Consider the following 14,233-nt stretch of genomic DNA (forward strand, 5'->3'; position numbering starts at 1 on the left):
ATGCCGAAGTTCGAAATCAGCCGCCGGAAGTTCCTGACGGGTGCCAGCCTTGGCGCCTCCGGCATCATGCTGTCGGGCTGCGACGCCTTCGACAGCCAGCTGAGCATTGGCAGCGGCCTGCGCAGCTTCCTCGAAAACGCCAATGGCCTGACATACCGGGCGCAACGCCTGCTCGCCGGACGCGATGCGCTGGCGCCGGAATTCACCGAGGCCGACATCCGCCAGCCGCAGCGGCCGAACGGCGTCACGGCGCCCGATGACGACGTCTACAAGGGCATGCTTGCCAACAATTTCGCCGATTGGCGGCTGGAGGTTTCTGGCCTTGTCGAAAAGCCGCTATCGCTCAGCCGCGAGCAGTTGATGAACATGCCGAGCCGCACCCAGATCACCCGCCATGACTGCGTCGAAGGCTGGAGCTGCATCGCCAAATGGACCGGCACGCCGCTGTCGCTGGTGCTCGACCAGGCGGTGGTCAAGCCGCAGGCGCGCTACGTCATGTTCCATTGCCTCGACACGATCGACCGCAGCCTCTCCGGCGACATCAAATATTACGGCACGATCGACCTGATCGATGCCCGCCACCCGCAGACGATCCTCGCCTATGGCCTGAACGGCAAGCCGCTGCCGGTCGAGAACGGCGCGCCGCTACGCGTCCGCGTCGAGCGCCAGCTTGGCTACAAGATGCCGAAATATCTCTACAAGATCGAGCTGGTCGACGGCTTTGCCAATGTCGGCGGCGGCAGGGGCGGCTATTGGGAAGACAATGGCTACGACTGGTACGGCGGAATCTGAACCGCAAACCGCAAAATGATGATCGGCCCGGGGGCGTAGCGAGCGCCGCCGCCCGGTTCAGGCAACCTTGTCGAGCAGCGGCTTCAGCGCCGGATGGATTTCCGGCGACGCATGCTTGATCAGGGTCAGCAGTGCGCGCTCGTTCTCGTACAATGGCCTGCCTACCCCGATGTTGTCGATCAGCCAGCTGGCTTCGCCGGCATCGATCGTTTCGGCGCGGCGGGCCAGAGCCTCGGCTGCCCTGTTCTTGGCTTCCCACTCGGCCTCGATGTCGTCGGGGGACCGATAGGCCTCCATGATGCCGGCGAGACCGCCGGAGACCATGCGGCTGAAGAAACCGCCGATTTCCGGATCGGCATGTTCGAAGAAGGCATCACGGCGCAGCGCCACATCGCGTGTCGGCGCCTCGTAGCCGGCCGAGCACATGACGAAATTGGCGATCGCCTTGACGAACAGATCGTTCCAGGACGGATCGTTGTTGGCCTGGGCTGTCTGCTCATTGATCTTGAGCAGCACCTCGGCCTCGGCGCGGGTGATGGCGATGTTACCGTCGCCGCCATGGGCATGGAGGATCCGGCGCAAAAGCTCGACCTCCGCCTTGGCGATCAGCCCGGGAACCAGCGCACCACCGAGCATCAGCGGCCCCTTGCCGTCGATGACGGCGTGGGCGACCTGCTCCAGCGCATAGACGCAAAGCTGGCTCGGCGACGATCTTGCTTCTTCCAGCACATGGACCAGCAATTCGAGTTCGGTTCGGCTGTCGACCATGCCGTCACGCGAGATCGTGCGGATCAGCCAGTCGGCATTGTCCTGCGAGATGTAGCCCGACGGCTTTTCCTGGTGGACGATGTAGTCGGTGACCGCCTCGACAAAGAACTGCGGCCATTCCTGGCACTTGTCCTTGGCCGTGGCGTCGAGCGCGAACAGCGCCTCGGCCTCGCCGCGCGTCACCACGCCATCGCCGAACACTTCATGGCGCAACATGGCCACGTCTTCCCTGGTGATGCGGCTTTTCGAGGTCAGCCCCGCCACCGGCGCGCTCATGATCAATTCGCCCATTTGTCGTCCCCGTCCGCTGCCGGCAAGCGCCGGCCCAAAGCCTCACAGCCGCCAACATATCAGCAGTGTCTTGAAAAACCGGCAAACGGCGTGGTTAGCGAAGACTTGTCAGCCAATGCGTGTCGCCCAAAAGTGTGCTGCGGTTTTGGGAAAACGACATGCATCAAAGACGTCGCTGACAGGTGACAATGTGTCGTCGACGGGCTATGGATGACGAGTCGAGGACTTTTGCGAGTCCTACCTGTTTGCGGGAGAGAACAGCGAAAGCTGTCGCCGAAGGGGAAATCGCCCGAAATCTCTCAGGCAAAAGAACCGTAGACGGGAAAGACACTCTGGAAAGTCGGGGCTTGCCCCCGCGCCGAAGGTGTAAGCGCCGCTGACAGAGTTCCGGCTGCGCGAGTCTCTCAGGCTTCAGACAGAGGGGCACGGACTGGTCGCCATTCGCGACCGATTGCGTGCGACTCTGGAGATGACATGACGGGCGACGACACCAAACACCTTCCCCTCGAAGATATCCACGTGGCCGCTGGTGCACGCTTTGGCGCCTTTGCCGGCTGGTCGATGCCGCTGACCTATCCGGCCGGCGTCATGAAGGAGCATCTCCACACCCGCGAGCATGCCGGCCTGTTCGACATCTCGCATATGAAGCTGTTCGAGGTCAGTGGGCCTGAGGCGGTTTCGCTGCTCAACCGCGCCTGTCCCCTGGATGCCGGCGCGCTCGAAATCTCGCAGTCCAAACTGTCCTTCTTCCTCAATGAGGCAGGCGGCATTCTGGACGATCTGATCGTCACCAGGATCGGCGACCAGCGTTTCATGGTGGTCGCCAACGCCGGCAACGCCGTGGCCGACGAAAAGCATTTGCGTGCGCTTGCCGCGGATTTCGACGCCAGGGTCGAACCGCTCGAGCGCGTCTTCCTGGCTATCCAGGGTCCTGAAGCCTGGGCCGCCCTATCCCGCGCCGGCATCGAGACCGGCTCGCTTTTGTTCATGCATGGTGTCGAGCCACGGCAGAACTGGTTCATGAGCCGCTCCGGCTATACCGGCGAGGATGGTTTCGAGATCGGCCTGCCGGAGGCCGATGCGCGCGACCTCGTCGCGAAACTGCTCGGCGATGAACGCGTGCTGTGGATTGGCCTTGCCGCTCGCGACAGCCTGCGGCTGGAGGCTGGGCTGTGCCTGCATGGCCAGGACATCACGCCGGAGACCGACCCGGCCAGCGCCGGACTGATGTGGGCGATCCCGAAAGAGATCCGCGCTTCCGGCGCTTTCATCGGCGCCGACGCCCTGCGCGCCGCCCTTGAGCGAGGCCCCGCGCAAAAGCGGGTCGGCCTGAAGCCCGAGGGCCGCCAGCCGGTGCGCGCCGGTGCCGCGCTCTTTGATGCCGACGGCAAGCCCGCCGGCCATGTCACATCAGGCGGCTTCGGCCCCTCGGCCGGCCATCCGGTCGCAATGGGTTATGTCGCAACGCCGCTGGCCAAGCCCGGCACACGGGTTTTTGCCGATGTGCGCGGCACGAAAATCCCAGTCGATATCAGTTCCCTGCCCTTCACACCGCATCGCTACCGCAAAGGATAATCTTCATGGCAAAGACCTATTTCACCGAAGATCACGAATGGCTCCGCGTCGAGGGCGGCGTCGCCACTGTCGGCATCACCAACTACGCGCAGGAGCAGCTCGGCGATCTCGTCTTCGTCGAACTGCCCGAGACGGGAAAGAAACTCGCCAAGGGCGACACCGCCGTGGTGGTCGAATCCGTCAAGGCGGCCTCAGACGTCTACGCGCCGGTCGACGGCGAGATCACCGAAGCCAACGGCACGCTGTCGTCGGACCCGTCGCTGGTCAACTCGGCGGCAACCGGCGCCGGTTGGCTGTGGAAGATGAAACTGGCCAATGAGAGCCAGTTGGAAGGCCTCATGGATGAGGCCGCTTACCTGGCCCACATCGGCTGATAGCAGGACCAAAAAAGATGACCGCAGCACCCACCCCCTTCTCGGCCCGCCACATTGGCCCCGGCCTCAACGATGTCAGAGCCATGCTGGCCGTGATCGGCGTTCCCTCGGTTGAGACACTGATCAGCCAGGCCGTGCCGAGATCGATCCGCCTCGACTTGCCGCTGAACCTGCCCGCGCCGGCCAGCGAAGCCGAAGCCCTGGCCGAGTTGTCAGCGACCATGGCAAAGAACACGGTGTTGAAGAGCTTCATCGGCGCCGGCTATCACGGCGTCGACGTGCCGCCGGTTATCCAGCGCAATCTGTTCGAGAACCCGGCCTGGTACACGGCCTACACGCCCTACCAGGCCGAGATCAGCCAAGGCCGGCTCGAAATGCTGTTCAATTTCCAGACCCTGGTCGCAGAGCTGACCGGTCTGCCGGTGGCCTCGGCCTCGCTGCTCGATGAAGCCACCGCCGTCGCGGAGGCGGTCGGCATTGCGCTGCGCCACCATCGCGACAAGCGCACCAAGGTGGCGCTTGCCGGCACGCCGCATCCGCAGACGCTGGATGTCGTGCGCACCCGCGCCGAACCGCTCGGCACCGAGGTCGACGGCGAGACCATCGACGACAACACCGCCGCCTTGCTCGTCTCCTGGCCGGACACGTTCGGCGTCTATGGCGACCACAAGGCGGCGATCGAGAAGGCTCGCGCCACCGGCGCGCTGGTCATCTTCATTGCCGATCCGCTCGGCCTGACGCTGACCGACGCACCGGCGAAACTCGGCGCCGACATCGCCGTCGGCCCGATGCAGCGCTTTGGCGTGCCGATGGGCTTTGGCGGCCCGCACGCCGCCTATTGCGCCGTCTCCGACAAACTGACCCGGCTGATGCCCGGCCGCCTCGTCGGCCAATCGACCGACAGCAAGGGCCGCCCGGGCTATCGTCTTGCGCTTCAGACGCGCGAGCAGCACATCCGCCGCGACAAGGCGACCTCCAACATCTGCACCGCCCAGGCACTGCTCGCCAATATGGCGACGGCCTATGCCATCTGGCACGGCCCCGCCGGGCTGCAGGCGATCGCCGGACGCATCCATGCGCTGGCCAACCGTCTGGCGAGCGGCCTCGAGGCGGCAGGCGTGTCGGTGCTCGGTGCCAGCCGCTTCGACGCGGTGACGGCGGAGGTCAAAGGCAAGGCCGCGGCAATCGCATCTGCCGCTGAAAAGACCGGCCGGCTGTTGCGCATCATCGACGCCGACCATGTCGCCGTCTGCTTCGACGAGACCTCAACCGATGCCGATGTGGAGGCGATCGCCGCGCTGTTCGGCGCCAAGGCTGGGACCGCCGTTGCCAGCACCGTGCCTGGCAGGCCGCGTGGCAAGGAGTTCCTCACCCAACCCGTCTTCCGCGACAACCACTCGGAAACCGAGATGATGCGCTTCCTGCGCCGGCTGGCCGACAAGGACCTGGCGCTCGATCGCGCCATGATCCCGCTCGGATCCTGCACCATGAAGCTCAACGCCGCCGCCGAGATGATGCCGGTTAGTTGGCCAAGCATTGCCAATCTGCATCCTTTCGCACCGGCCGCGCACTCGGCCGGCTATCGCGCCATGATCGGCGAGTTGGAGGGCTGGCTGTCGGAGATCACCGGCTTCGACGCCGTCACCTTGCAGCCCAATGCCGGCAGCCAGGGCGAATATGCCGGCCTGCTCGCCATTCGCGGCTACCACCGCTCTCGCGGCGACAATCACCGCACCGTCTGCCTGATCCCGTCCTCCGCGCATGGCACCAATCCGGCGAGTGCGGCGATGGCGGGCATGAGCGTTGTCGTCGTGCGCTGCAGCGAGGATGGCAATATCGACATGGACGATATGAGGGCCAAGGCCAATGAGCATTCCAAAAATCTCGCGGCGCTGATGTTCACCTATCCCTCGACGCATGGCGTGTACGAGGAAGGCGCGCGCCACCTCTGCGCCCTCATTCACGAGCATGGCGGCCAGGTCTACTTCGACGGCGCCAACCTCAACGCCCTGGTCGGGCTCGCCCGCCCCGGCGACATCGGCGCCGACGTCTGCCATATGAACCTGCACAAGACCTTCTGCATCCCGCATGGCGGCGGCGGCCCGGGCGTCGGCCCGATCGGCGTCAAGGCGCATCTGCAGCCCTATCTGCCGGGCCACGTCACCGAAGGCTCGGGCCATGCGGTGTCGGCCGCCCCTTTCGGCAGCGCCTCGATCCTGCCGATCACCTGGATGTACATCCGCATGATGGGCGCTTCCGGCCTGAAGCAGGCTACGGAAACCGCCATCATTTCGGCCAACTATGTGGCGACGCGGCTCGCACCGCACTTCCCGCTCCTCTACAAGGGCAGGCACGATCGCATCGCGCATGAATGCATCCTCGACACCCGCGTGCTCAAGGACAGCGCCGGCATCAGCGTCGACGATGTCGCCAAGCGCCTGATCGACTATGGGTTCCATGCGCCGACCATGTCGTTCCCGGTCGCCGGCACGCTGATGGTGGAGCCGACCGAATCCGAGCCCAAGCGGGAACTCGATCGCTTCTGCGAGGCGATGATCGCCATCGCCGGAGAGGCCGCGAAAGTCGCCAGAGGCGACTGGCCTTTGGCCGACAATCCGCTGGTCAACGCGCCGCACACCGCCGCCGAGGCACTGGCCAGCCAGTGGACCCATCCCTACTCGCGCCTGGAGGCGGCCTATCCCGCCGGCGATGCCGACACGGCAGCAAAGTACTGGCCGCCGGTGTCGCGCATCGACAATGTCGCCGGCGACCGCAACCTGGTCTGCTCCTGCCCGCCGCTGTCGGATTATCTGGGCGCGGCGGAATAGCTAATGCATGTCGCTCAAAAGTGACCCCGGTTTTGAGACAGCGACATGCATACAAACAAAGACTTAAAGCGCGTCGCATGAATCCGTTTCGACGCGACGCGCTTTAGAGCATGATCCCGAAAAGTGGGCACCGGTTTTCTCGGACAAGAGGAACCGTTTGTCCGGAGATCATGCTCAAACAAACAAACGGAGGCCCATCCCGATCCCATCGGGATGGAACGGGCTCTACGCCGAGCGCAAGGCCGGCTTGACCGGTTCGGCCTTGCCCGTCCTTTTGCGGCTGATGACGCAATTTCTCCCGGCGCGCTTGGCGGCATAGAGCGCCGTGTCGGCCTCGGCCAGCACGTCGTCGAGCCTGCGGCCGTCGGTCTCGCCAAAGCCGATGCCGCCGCTGACCGTGCTGCGCAACGGACCGAGCTGGGTGGCAACGATTTCGGTGCCGAAGGCGACGCCTATCTTGCTGGCGAGATCGTAGGCCCTTTCATCCGTCATCCGCGATATGACGACGGCGAATTCCTCGCCGCCGAGGCGGAAGGCGTCGACGCCGGTCCGAGCATATTTCTTGATGACCGCGGCGAAGCGGCACAGGACCTGGTCGCCGACCGGGTGACCGTAGACGTCGTTCGTCCGCTTGAAGTGGTCGAGGTCGAACATGACGACGGACATGAACGGACCGAAACTCCGCTCGCCATAGAGCGATGTCAGCGCCCGGCGGTTCATCAACCCCGTCAGCGGGTCGGTCATGGTTTCGGCCTTCAGCTCGATCTGCGCCTGCAGGTGGTGGAGGGAAAGCGTCAATGCGCCGAGCCCGGTCATGCAGGCCACCGCGACGACGGAGTTCAGTCGTTCGGCCCAATTGTCGGGCGCGGCCGCGAGCGCCCACTGCCCCCGGCCCAGCAGAACCATGCCACAGAGCGCAAACGACACCGCACAGGTGCCGCTCAGAAACGAAACCACCAGCAGGATCCGGCGATCATGGCTGCCGTTGATCCAGAACATGACGCCGATCGCCGACAGCAGTGCCGTTACCGTCGCGTAGGTGATGATGAAGCCTACACCATCAAGGCCGATGAAGGTCACGGCCGCGCAAATAGCCATGGCGGCAAGCGTCGGAGCAACGGCACGCCTGTAGCCGGGCACGCCGAGATACTGCATGGACGACAGGCAAATGATCAGGAACCCCAGGCTGAGCAGAGCAAGCACGATCTGGCAGAGCAACGGATCGGGCTCTTTGGTGTATCGCCAGAACAGGATCACATGCGCGACAAGCACCAGAATGCCGCACGCCACAGTCAGCACGAAACCTGCCTTTGGCGCGGTGCACCAAATCGCAAACATGGTAACGCTGAGGCAGATGCCCGACAGCGCGGCTGCGAGCAGGAGCGAACTGAAGTCCAGCATGTCGGGCGAAGGCCTCTCGAGCGTCGGCGGATGCGCTGCATTCTAGGTCAGCGGCAGCCCTCAGATACGGTTTTCAGCCGATCTTTCGACGCAACCTGCGGATAGGGTTTACAAAGCGTCGATGCCCTGTGTCCCGAAACCGCACCCTTGGATGCGCCGACCAGATCAACCCTTGTTCAGCAGAGCGAGATTGGCGTTGACGACCGTGGGATCGGCCATGCCGGCCCTCGCTTCGAGCAGCAGCGCCTTGGCCTTCTTGCGATTGCCACGCAACAGTTGCGAATAGCCCATGTTGTTGACGATCTGCGGCTTGCGGCCGGCGACTCTCAAAAGCTGGTTGTAGGCACGGTCGGCGAAGTCGAAGCGGCCAAGTTCATCATAGGAAGCGGCGAGCCCCATCCAGGCTTCGGCATTGTCGGCCTTCAACTCGACGGCCTTGCGGAAATGCTGTTCGGCGAGGCCGTAATTGGCGTCGCGAAACTGCGCCTTGCCTTGCGCCAGATCGGAAGTGTCGATGTCCTTTGCCGCCGGTTGGATGGCGGTGGTCTTGGTGGTGTCGACGCCGCTTGTCGTACAACCAGACATCATCAAGACGGCCGCCATCGCGGCCATTGCCGTGAAGTTACTGTGACGCATGCCCCTGCCTCATCGCCCGATTTGCCGGGTCGTTCTTCAGGAAACACACTACAGCCGAGCGATTAAACTTCGGTGCCAAAACGCTCTTAAAATTAAGCTTCGGGCACACCAGCCATTAACCATCCAGTGCAGGCCAGAGGACTTTGACCACGGCAACCGAAGTTCGGGTTGCCTGGCCTGGCCGCCCCGCGGGCTAGAAAAAATCGTTGAGAAACGCCGCCGCGCCGTCCGAGATGCCGACGACCTTGTTCGTTGCCTGACGATAGAATTTGAAATTGAGCTCGGTGCCGGGCTGGCCGTCATTCCAGTCGTTGAGACGTTTGAGCTCGCTGCGTCCCAGTGGCCGCTTGGCCAGCGCGGTGCGTTCGATGGCAAGGCTGACGCGCGGCGTTTGCCGGGCAATGCCGGGCTTCCTCACGATCGCTTCAGTGGAGGTGACAAGGCCGCGCGCGACAAGACCTTGGCCGCCCTCGTTCTCACTGGCGAACACGAAAACCGTATCGCCTTTGGCGATATGTTTGCCGCCATACATCGTCTTTTGCGCCGTGAATACGAACGTATTCGCCCGTGGATCGGCAATTTCGGCCTTGATCGCGAACGCCATGTTTGTCCTTCACGCCCCGCCTCTCGACGAAGCATAAACATCTTCCCGGATGCGAGACAGGCTTGGGCTGGCTTTCGTGGCGCGCGCGCCTAGTGCGCCATCGTCATTTTGACGATGACCGGAATGGCCGCAATCATCAGCACCACCGGCAGGATGCACACCACCACCGGCACCGACATCTTGGCCGGCAGGGCGTGCGCTTTTTCCTCGGCCAGCGACATGCGCTTGTGGCGCATGTCGTCGGAAAAGACGCGTAGCGCTCCCGACAGGCTCGTGCCGAGTTCCTTGGACTGCTGCAGCAGCGTGGCGAAGGAACGCACCTCGTCCAGGCTGAGGCGGTCGGCGAGCGCCTTCAGCGCATCGTCAAGGCTGCGCCCGGCCCTCAGCTCCAGCGACACCAGCTGCAGGTTCTGGCTGAGCGCGGGATAGGTCTTGGCGAGTTCCTTCGACACGCGCTCGATGCCGGCCTCCATGCTCATGCCGGCATCCGAACAGACGATCATCAGGTCCATGAAATCGGGAAAGCCGTTGCGGTACTCACGCCTGCGTTCCCGGACTTTCTGGCTCAGCACCAGGCCGGGCACGAAATAGCCGGCCGCTCCTGACAGAATGACGAATGTCCAGCGGCTGGCCATCGTCGCGTCCGGGCTGGCCATCCACCGGTTAAGCACAAAGACACCGATTGCCGTGCCGATCATCGCGGTGAACCGGATCAGGAAGAACATGCCGACAGCGCGCGGCTCCATATATCCCGCCTGGATGAGCTTCATGCGCAGCCGGGCGACATTTTCCGGATCGCTCTTGGCGTAGAATTCCTGCGCCCGCTTCACCGCCCTCTCGCGCACGACGCCGGTATTCTTCTTCTGCACCGGCTCTGGTTTCGCGGCCACGGGACCGTAGTCGACCTTGAGCCGGCGCTTGACCTCGTTACGATCGCCCTTCGCCGCCATCATCGGCCATGCAACAGCGGCAGCCCCCGCAGCCAGCAGCAGGACGGCCACCGGCATCAACGAGGTCGGCGCAAGCGAGGCGAGGAATTCGATGAAGCCCTGCATGTCAGAACTTGAAATTCGACATCTTGAACATCATCAGATTGCCCAGCATGAGCCAGGTGATCGAGCCGCCAAGCAGGTACCAGGTCTTCGCCTCGCCCCAGACGTCGCGGTAGAAGCCTGGCATCAGCGCCATGATGGCGGTAAACAGCAACGCCGGCACCGCCGTCAGGATGTAGGCCGACATGCGGCCTTCGGTTGCAATGGCGCGCACCTTGCGGCGCAGCTTGCCGCGCTCGCGGATCGTCGTCGCCAGGCCGTCGAGGATCTCGCGCAGATTGCCGCCCGAGGTGCTCTGGATCGAGACAGCGGTGACGAACAGCGGCAGATCCTCCTGGCCGACCCGGTCGAACAGCGAGTTCAACGCCGAAACCAGATCGGAGCCATAGGTCACTTCGTCGGCGATGACGCCGAACTCTGTACCGATCGGATCGGGCATCTCGCGAGCCACCATAGCGATCGCCACCGGCACCGGATGGCCGGCCTTCAGACCGCGCGTGATCAGTTCCAGCGCCTCCGGCAACTGCATGCCGAACCGCTTCACCCGGCGCTTGCGCTTGAAACGCAACGTTATCACCGGCAGCACCGGCACAAGCACAACAAACAGGACAAGCCCCATCAGCGGCGGCAAGCCGTACCAGACGGCGACCAAGGCCATGGCCATCGCCACGCCGCAGGTGATCATCAGGAATTTCGGCAGCGGCATGATCATGCCCGACTGGGTCCGCAGAGCGCGAAACCGGTCCGGCGAAAACAGCGACGTACCCGCGTCAAGGCCGCGCTCCTTGCGCAACTGGACAAGCACCTGCTCCTGGCTGATCCTGCCTTCCTGCAGTTTCATGCGCCGGTTGATGGCGGCGCGCTTGTCGCTGCGGCCGGCAAAAAGCAGGTAGCAGGCCTCGGCGATCAGGATGCCGGTAAGTGCTGCCGCGGCATAGACGACATAGATCGCGCTGAATCCGTCGAACACTTTGGCTACTCCTGCGGCCGGCCGGGTTCGAAATATCGTCCGGGGAACTCGATGCCCATGGCGCGCAGATCCTCGAGGAAGCGCGGCCGGATGCCGGTCGCCTCGTAGTGGCCGAGGATCTTGCCGTCGGCCTCCATGCCGGTGCGCACGAAGCGGAATATCTCCTGCATCTGGATGACATCGCCTTCCATGCCGGTCACCTCAGCGACGCTGGTCACCTTGCGCTTGCCGTCGGACAGGCGTGTCAACTGCACGATAAGGTCGAGCGCGCTGGCGATCTGGCTGCGGATCGACTGCACGGTCATCGGCATGCCGGTCATGCCAAGCATCTGCTCCAGGCGCGAAATGGCGTCGCGCGGCGTGTTGGCATGGATGGTCGCCATCGATCCTTCGTGGCCGGTGTTCATCGCCTGCAGCATGTCGAAGGCTTCCTCGCCGCGGCACTCACCGAGGATGACGCGGTCGGGGCGCATGCGCAGCGCGTTCTTGACCAGATCGCGCTGCTTCAGTTCGCCATGGCCTTCAATGTTGGCTGGACGCGTCTCCATGCGCGCCACATGCGGCTGCTGCAGCTGGAGCTCTGCCGCGTCCTCGATGGTGATCAACCGCTCGTCTTCCGGGATGAAGGCCGACAGCGCGTTGAGCATGGTCGTCTTGCCGGTGCCGGTGCCGCCCGAAATGATCGTCGTCTTGCGGGCATGCACGGCGGCCGCCAGCACTTCGGCCATGTTCTGGGTGATGGCGCCGAATTCGACCAGCTTGTGCAGGCCGAGCTTGTTCTTGGAGAATTTGCGGATCGACACCAGTGGCCCGTCGACCGCAACCGGGCGGATGGCCGCGTTGAAACGCGAGCCGTCCAGCATGCGTGCGTCGACCATCGGTTGCGATTCGTCGACACGGCGGCCGACCGCGGCGACGATCTTGTTGATGATGCGCAGCAGATGCGCCTCGTCCTTGAACGGAATATGGACCGGCGTCAGCTTGCCCCTCTTTTCGACAAAGCAGTTCTGGTGACCGTTGATCAGGATGTCGTTGATATCGGGGTCCTTGAGCAGCGGCTCCAGCGGACCGAGGCCGACCATCTCGTCGACAATGTCGTCGACCAGCGCGTCAAGCTCGACGGTGTTGATCGCCATCCGCTCCTGCTTGGTCTTTTCCGACACGAAATCATGTACTTGCCGGCGCATCTCATCCTTGGGCAAACGCTCCAGCGCGACAAGGTTGATCTCCTCGAGCAGCAGCCGGTGGATACGCACGCGCGCATCGAGCACCTTGTTGGCATTCTTTGCCGGTGCTGCGTCCGGCTTTGCCGGCAAAGCCTTTCGGTTCGTCGGAATGACGACGGCATGATGCGCGACCGGCATCGTCTCGGCAGCGCGCTGCGGACGCGCATCGCGGTTCTGCAGGGTGGAAAAGCGACTGGTCATCCGGCCTTCCTCTTCAGCAATCCCCGGCCCATGCCAAACAGCGAGCGCGATTTCGCCCGGGGTTGGACCGCTTCCTCCGGCAGGATGATCTTCTTCAGATCGTTGACGACATTGGCGTTCGGGTCGATCTCGTGCAGCGGCACGCCGCGATCGACCGCCTCGCGCACCAGTCGGTAGTTGTTGGCAATGCCGCCGACGAAATGCTCGCCGAGGATTTCCTGGACGTCCGCCTGCTTGATGCCGTTATCGAACATCTTTTGCTCGAAACGGTTGACGATGACGTTCGGCTTCACTTCCTTGCCGGCGGTCTCGTAGACCGCCTGGATCAGACGCTGCGTGTGGCGCAGGCACGGCACCGTCATTTCGGCGACGATGTAGAGCTTGTTGGAACCGAGCAACACCGTCTCCGTCCACGGAAACCAGGTGCGTGGCATGTCGATGACGACATTGTCGAAATAGGCCGAAACGAGGTCCAGCATGCGCACCACGACATCGGTCTTGAACGAGCGCATTTCCGCCGGATGCGTCGGCGCCGCCAGTACGCAAAGCCCGCTGGCATGCTTCGACAGCATCACGTCGAGCAGTTGCCGGTCGAGACGTTCGGGCTGGTTCTCGATCTCGGTGATGTCGAAACGCGGTTCGAGGTCGAGGTATTCGGCACAGGCGCCCTGCTGGAAATTGAGGTCGACCACGCAAGTCGACGCGCCGCGCGTCACCGAGTGATGCAGCTGGAAGGCGGTCTGCAGGGCCAGCGTCGTGGTGCCGACGCCGCCGGCGGCCGGCATGAAGGTGTAGATCTGCGACTCGGTGTTTTCCTCGCGCCCGGGGCCCTGCAGCGTCCGCACCACGGAGCGCACCAGGTCGGCGGTGGTGATCGGCTTGACCAGGAAGTCCGCGACCTTGAGCTGCACCAGGATACGCACGGCGGCGGCATTGAACTCCTGGGTGACGACGACGACCGGCACCTTGTCCTCCAGCCGGCGCATGATGCGCTGCAGCGACTCGACCTCCTCCAGCCTTGCCGCATCCATGTCGACGATGATGGCGCCGAAGTCGGCTTCCTGGATCTCGCCGCGCAGCTCGGTGACATTCTTTTCCACTGTCGACAGCTGGATGATCTCGGAGGCGGCGAATGCAGTCCGCGTGTCCTGAACAAAGGTCCTGTCGGTCGATACGAGCAGGATCTTCCTGGTCTTGATGCCGTTTGCCATTCTGTCAGCCTGTCCGGTCGCCGCCTGTTGGATCAGTTGCCTGTCGTGGATTGCGACGCCTTCGCACCGGCCGCCTGATCGGGAGTGATGGCCACCGCCTCGCCGCGCTGGGCTGGAACGAGAAGCTTTGTGTTCTGGACGCCGTATTTCCACGGATCGACCATCTGCATGGCGGTGTTGGCGGCTTGCGCATTGCCAGCGGCGGTCGTCAGCCCCTCGGTGCGCACATAGTCGTCGCTGGTGCAGCCGGCAGCGAAGCCGGACAGCAGCAAGGCGATGCTCGATCTCAAGATCAGACGCATGG

13 protein-coding genes and 1 riboswitch are annotated in these 14,233 nt (G+C 63.6%); of the genes, 4 read left to right on the forward strand and 9 right to left on the reverse strand.

Annotated features, from left to right (window positions below; all coding sequences use genetic code 11):
• Positions 1-792: a molybdopterin-binding protein gene (locus tag ACFFNA_RS08130; RefSeq protein ID WP_378917249.1), complete on the forward strand. Its 792-nt coding sequence runs from the start codon at positions 1-3 to the stop codon at positions 790-792.
• 57 nt (positions 793-849) lie between these two features.
• Here the strand turns inward: ACFFNA_RS08130 and ACFFNA_RS08135 are convergent, their stop codons facing one another.
• Positions 850-1,851 (reverse strand): hypothetical protein, encoded by a 1,002-nt coding sequence (locus ACFFNA_RS08135; protein ID WP_378917251.1) that lies wholly within the window; start codon positions 1,849-1,851, stop codon positions 850-852.
• Between the two features lie 238 nt (positions 1,852-2,089).
• A riboswitch (glycine riboswitch) is annotated at positions 2,090-2,176 on the forward strand.
• Positions 2,177-2,325: 149 nt separating this feature from the next.
• Between ACFFNA_RS08135 and gcvT the strand changes: the two genes are divergently transcribed.
• Genes gcvT through gcvP form a run of 3 tightly spaced genes read left to right on the forward strand, consistent with a single transcriptional unit; the run spans position 2,326 to position 6,628 of the window.
• On the forward strand, positions 2,326-3,426 hold the full coding sequence (gene gcvT, locus ACFFNA_RS08140) for a glycine cleavage system aminomethyltransferase GcvT (RefSeq protein ID WP_378917253.1): 1,101 nt from the start codon (positions 2,326-2,328) through the stop codon (positions 3,424-3,426).
• Positions 3,427-3,431: 5 nt separating this feature from the next.
• Entirely contained in the window at positions 3,432-3,800 is a 369-nt protein-coding gene (gene gcvH / locus ACFFNA_RS08145) for a glycine cleavage system protein GcvH (RefSeq protein WP_378917255.1), read from the forward strand.
• A gap of 17 nt (positions 3,801-3,817) precedes the next feature.
• Positions 3,818-6,628, forward strand: coding sequence for an aminomethyl-transferring glycine dehydrogenase (gene gcvP, locus ACFFNA_RS08150; protein ID WP_378917257.1), 2,811 nt, complete (start codon positions 3,818-3,820; stop codon positions 6,626-6,628).
• A 225-nt stretch (positions 6,629-6,853) separates the two neighbouring features.
• Here the strand turns inward: gcvP and ACFFNA_RS08155 are convergent, their stop codons facing one another.
• From ACFFNA_RS08155 to ACFFNA_RS08190, 8 genes are all read right to left on the reverse strand, one after another.
• Positions 6,854-8,029, reverse strand: coding sequence for a GGDEF domain-containing protein (locus ACFFNA_RS08155; RefSeq protein ID WP_378917259.1), 1,176 nt, complete (start codon positions 8,027-8,029; stop codon positions 6,854-6,856).
• 165 nt (positions 8,030-8,194) lie between these two features.
• A complete protein-coding gene (locus ACFFNA_RS08160; RefSeq protein ID WP_111546358.1) occupies positions 8,195-8,665 on the reverse strand; it encodes a tetratricopeptide repeat protein in 471 nt (156 codons plus the stop codon).
• Between the two features lie 193 nt (positions 8,666-8,858).
• Positions 8,859-9,269, reverse strand: a complete 411-nt coding sequence (locus tag ACFFNA_RS08165; protein ID WP_378917261.1) for a hypothetical protein — start codon at positions 9,267-9,269, stop codon at positions 8,859-8,861.
• 89 nt (positions 9,270-9,358) lie between these two features.
• Complete coding sequence (locus ACFFNA_RS08170; RefSeq protein ID WP_111546356.1) at positions 9,359-10,324, reverse strand: type II secretion system F family protein; 966 nt, start codon at positions 10,322-10,324, stop codon at positions 9,359-9,361.
• Between the two features lies 1 nt (position 10,325).
• A complete protein-coding gene (locus ACFFNA_RS08175; protein WP_111546355.1) occupies positions 10,326-11,291 on the reverse strand; it encodes a type II secretion system F family protein in 966 nt (321 codons plus the stop codon).
• Between the two features lie 5 nt (positions 11,292-11,296).
• Positions 11,297-12,718 carry a TadA family conjugal transfer-associated ATPase gene (locus tag ACFFNA_RS08180; protein WP_111546354.1) on the reverse strand — a complete coding sequence of 474 codons (1,422 nt, stop codon included), beginning with the start codon at positions 12,716-12,718 and terminating at the stop codon, positions 11,297-11,299.
• Positions 12,715-13,929: a CpaE/TadZ family protein gene (locus ACFFNA_RS08185; RefSeq protein WP_111546353.1), complete on the reverse strand. Its 1,215-nt coding sequence runs from the start codon at positions 13,927-13,929 to the stop codon at positions 12,715-12,717. The genes ACFFNA_RS08180 and ACFFNA_RS08185 overlap by 4 nt, the downstream gene beginning before the upstream one ends.
• A gap of 32 nt (positions 13,930-13,961) precedes the next feature.
• Positions 13,962-14,231: a hypothetical protein gene (locus ACFFNA_RS08190; protein ID WP_111546352.1), complete on the reverse strand. Its 270-nt coding sequence runs from the start codon at positions 14,229-14,231 to the stop codon at positions 13,962-13,964.
• Positions 14,232-14,233 lie beyond the last annotated feature (2 nt).

The sequence above is a fragment of the Mesorhizobium kowhaii genome (assembly GCF_042431665.1).
GTDB lineage: Bacteria > Pseudomonadota > Alphaproteobacteria > Rhizobiales > Rhizobiaceae > Mesorhizobium > Mesorhizobium kowhaii.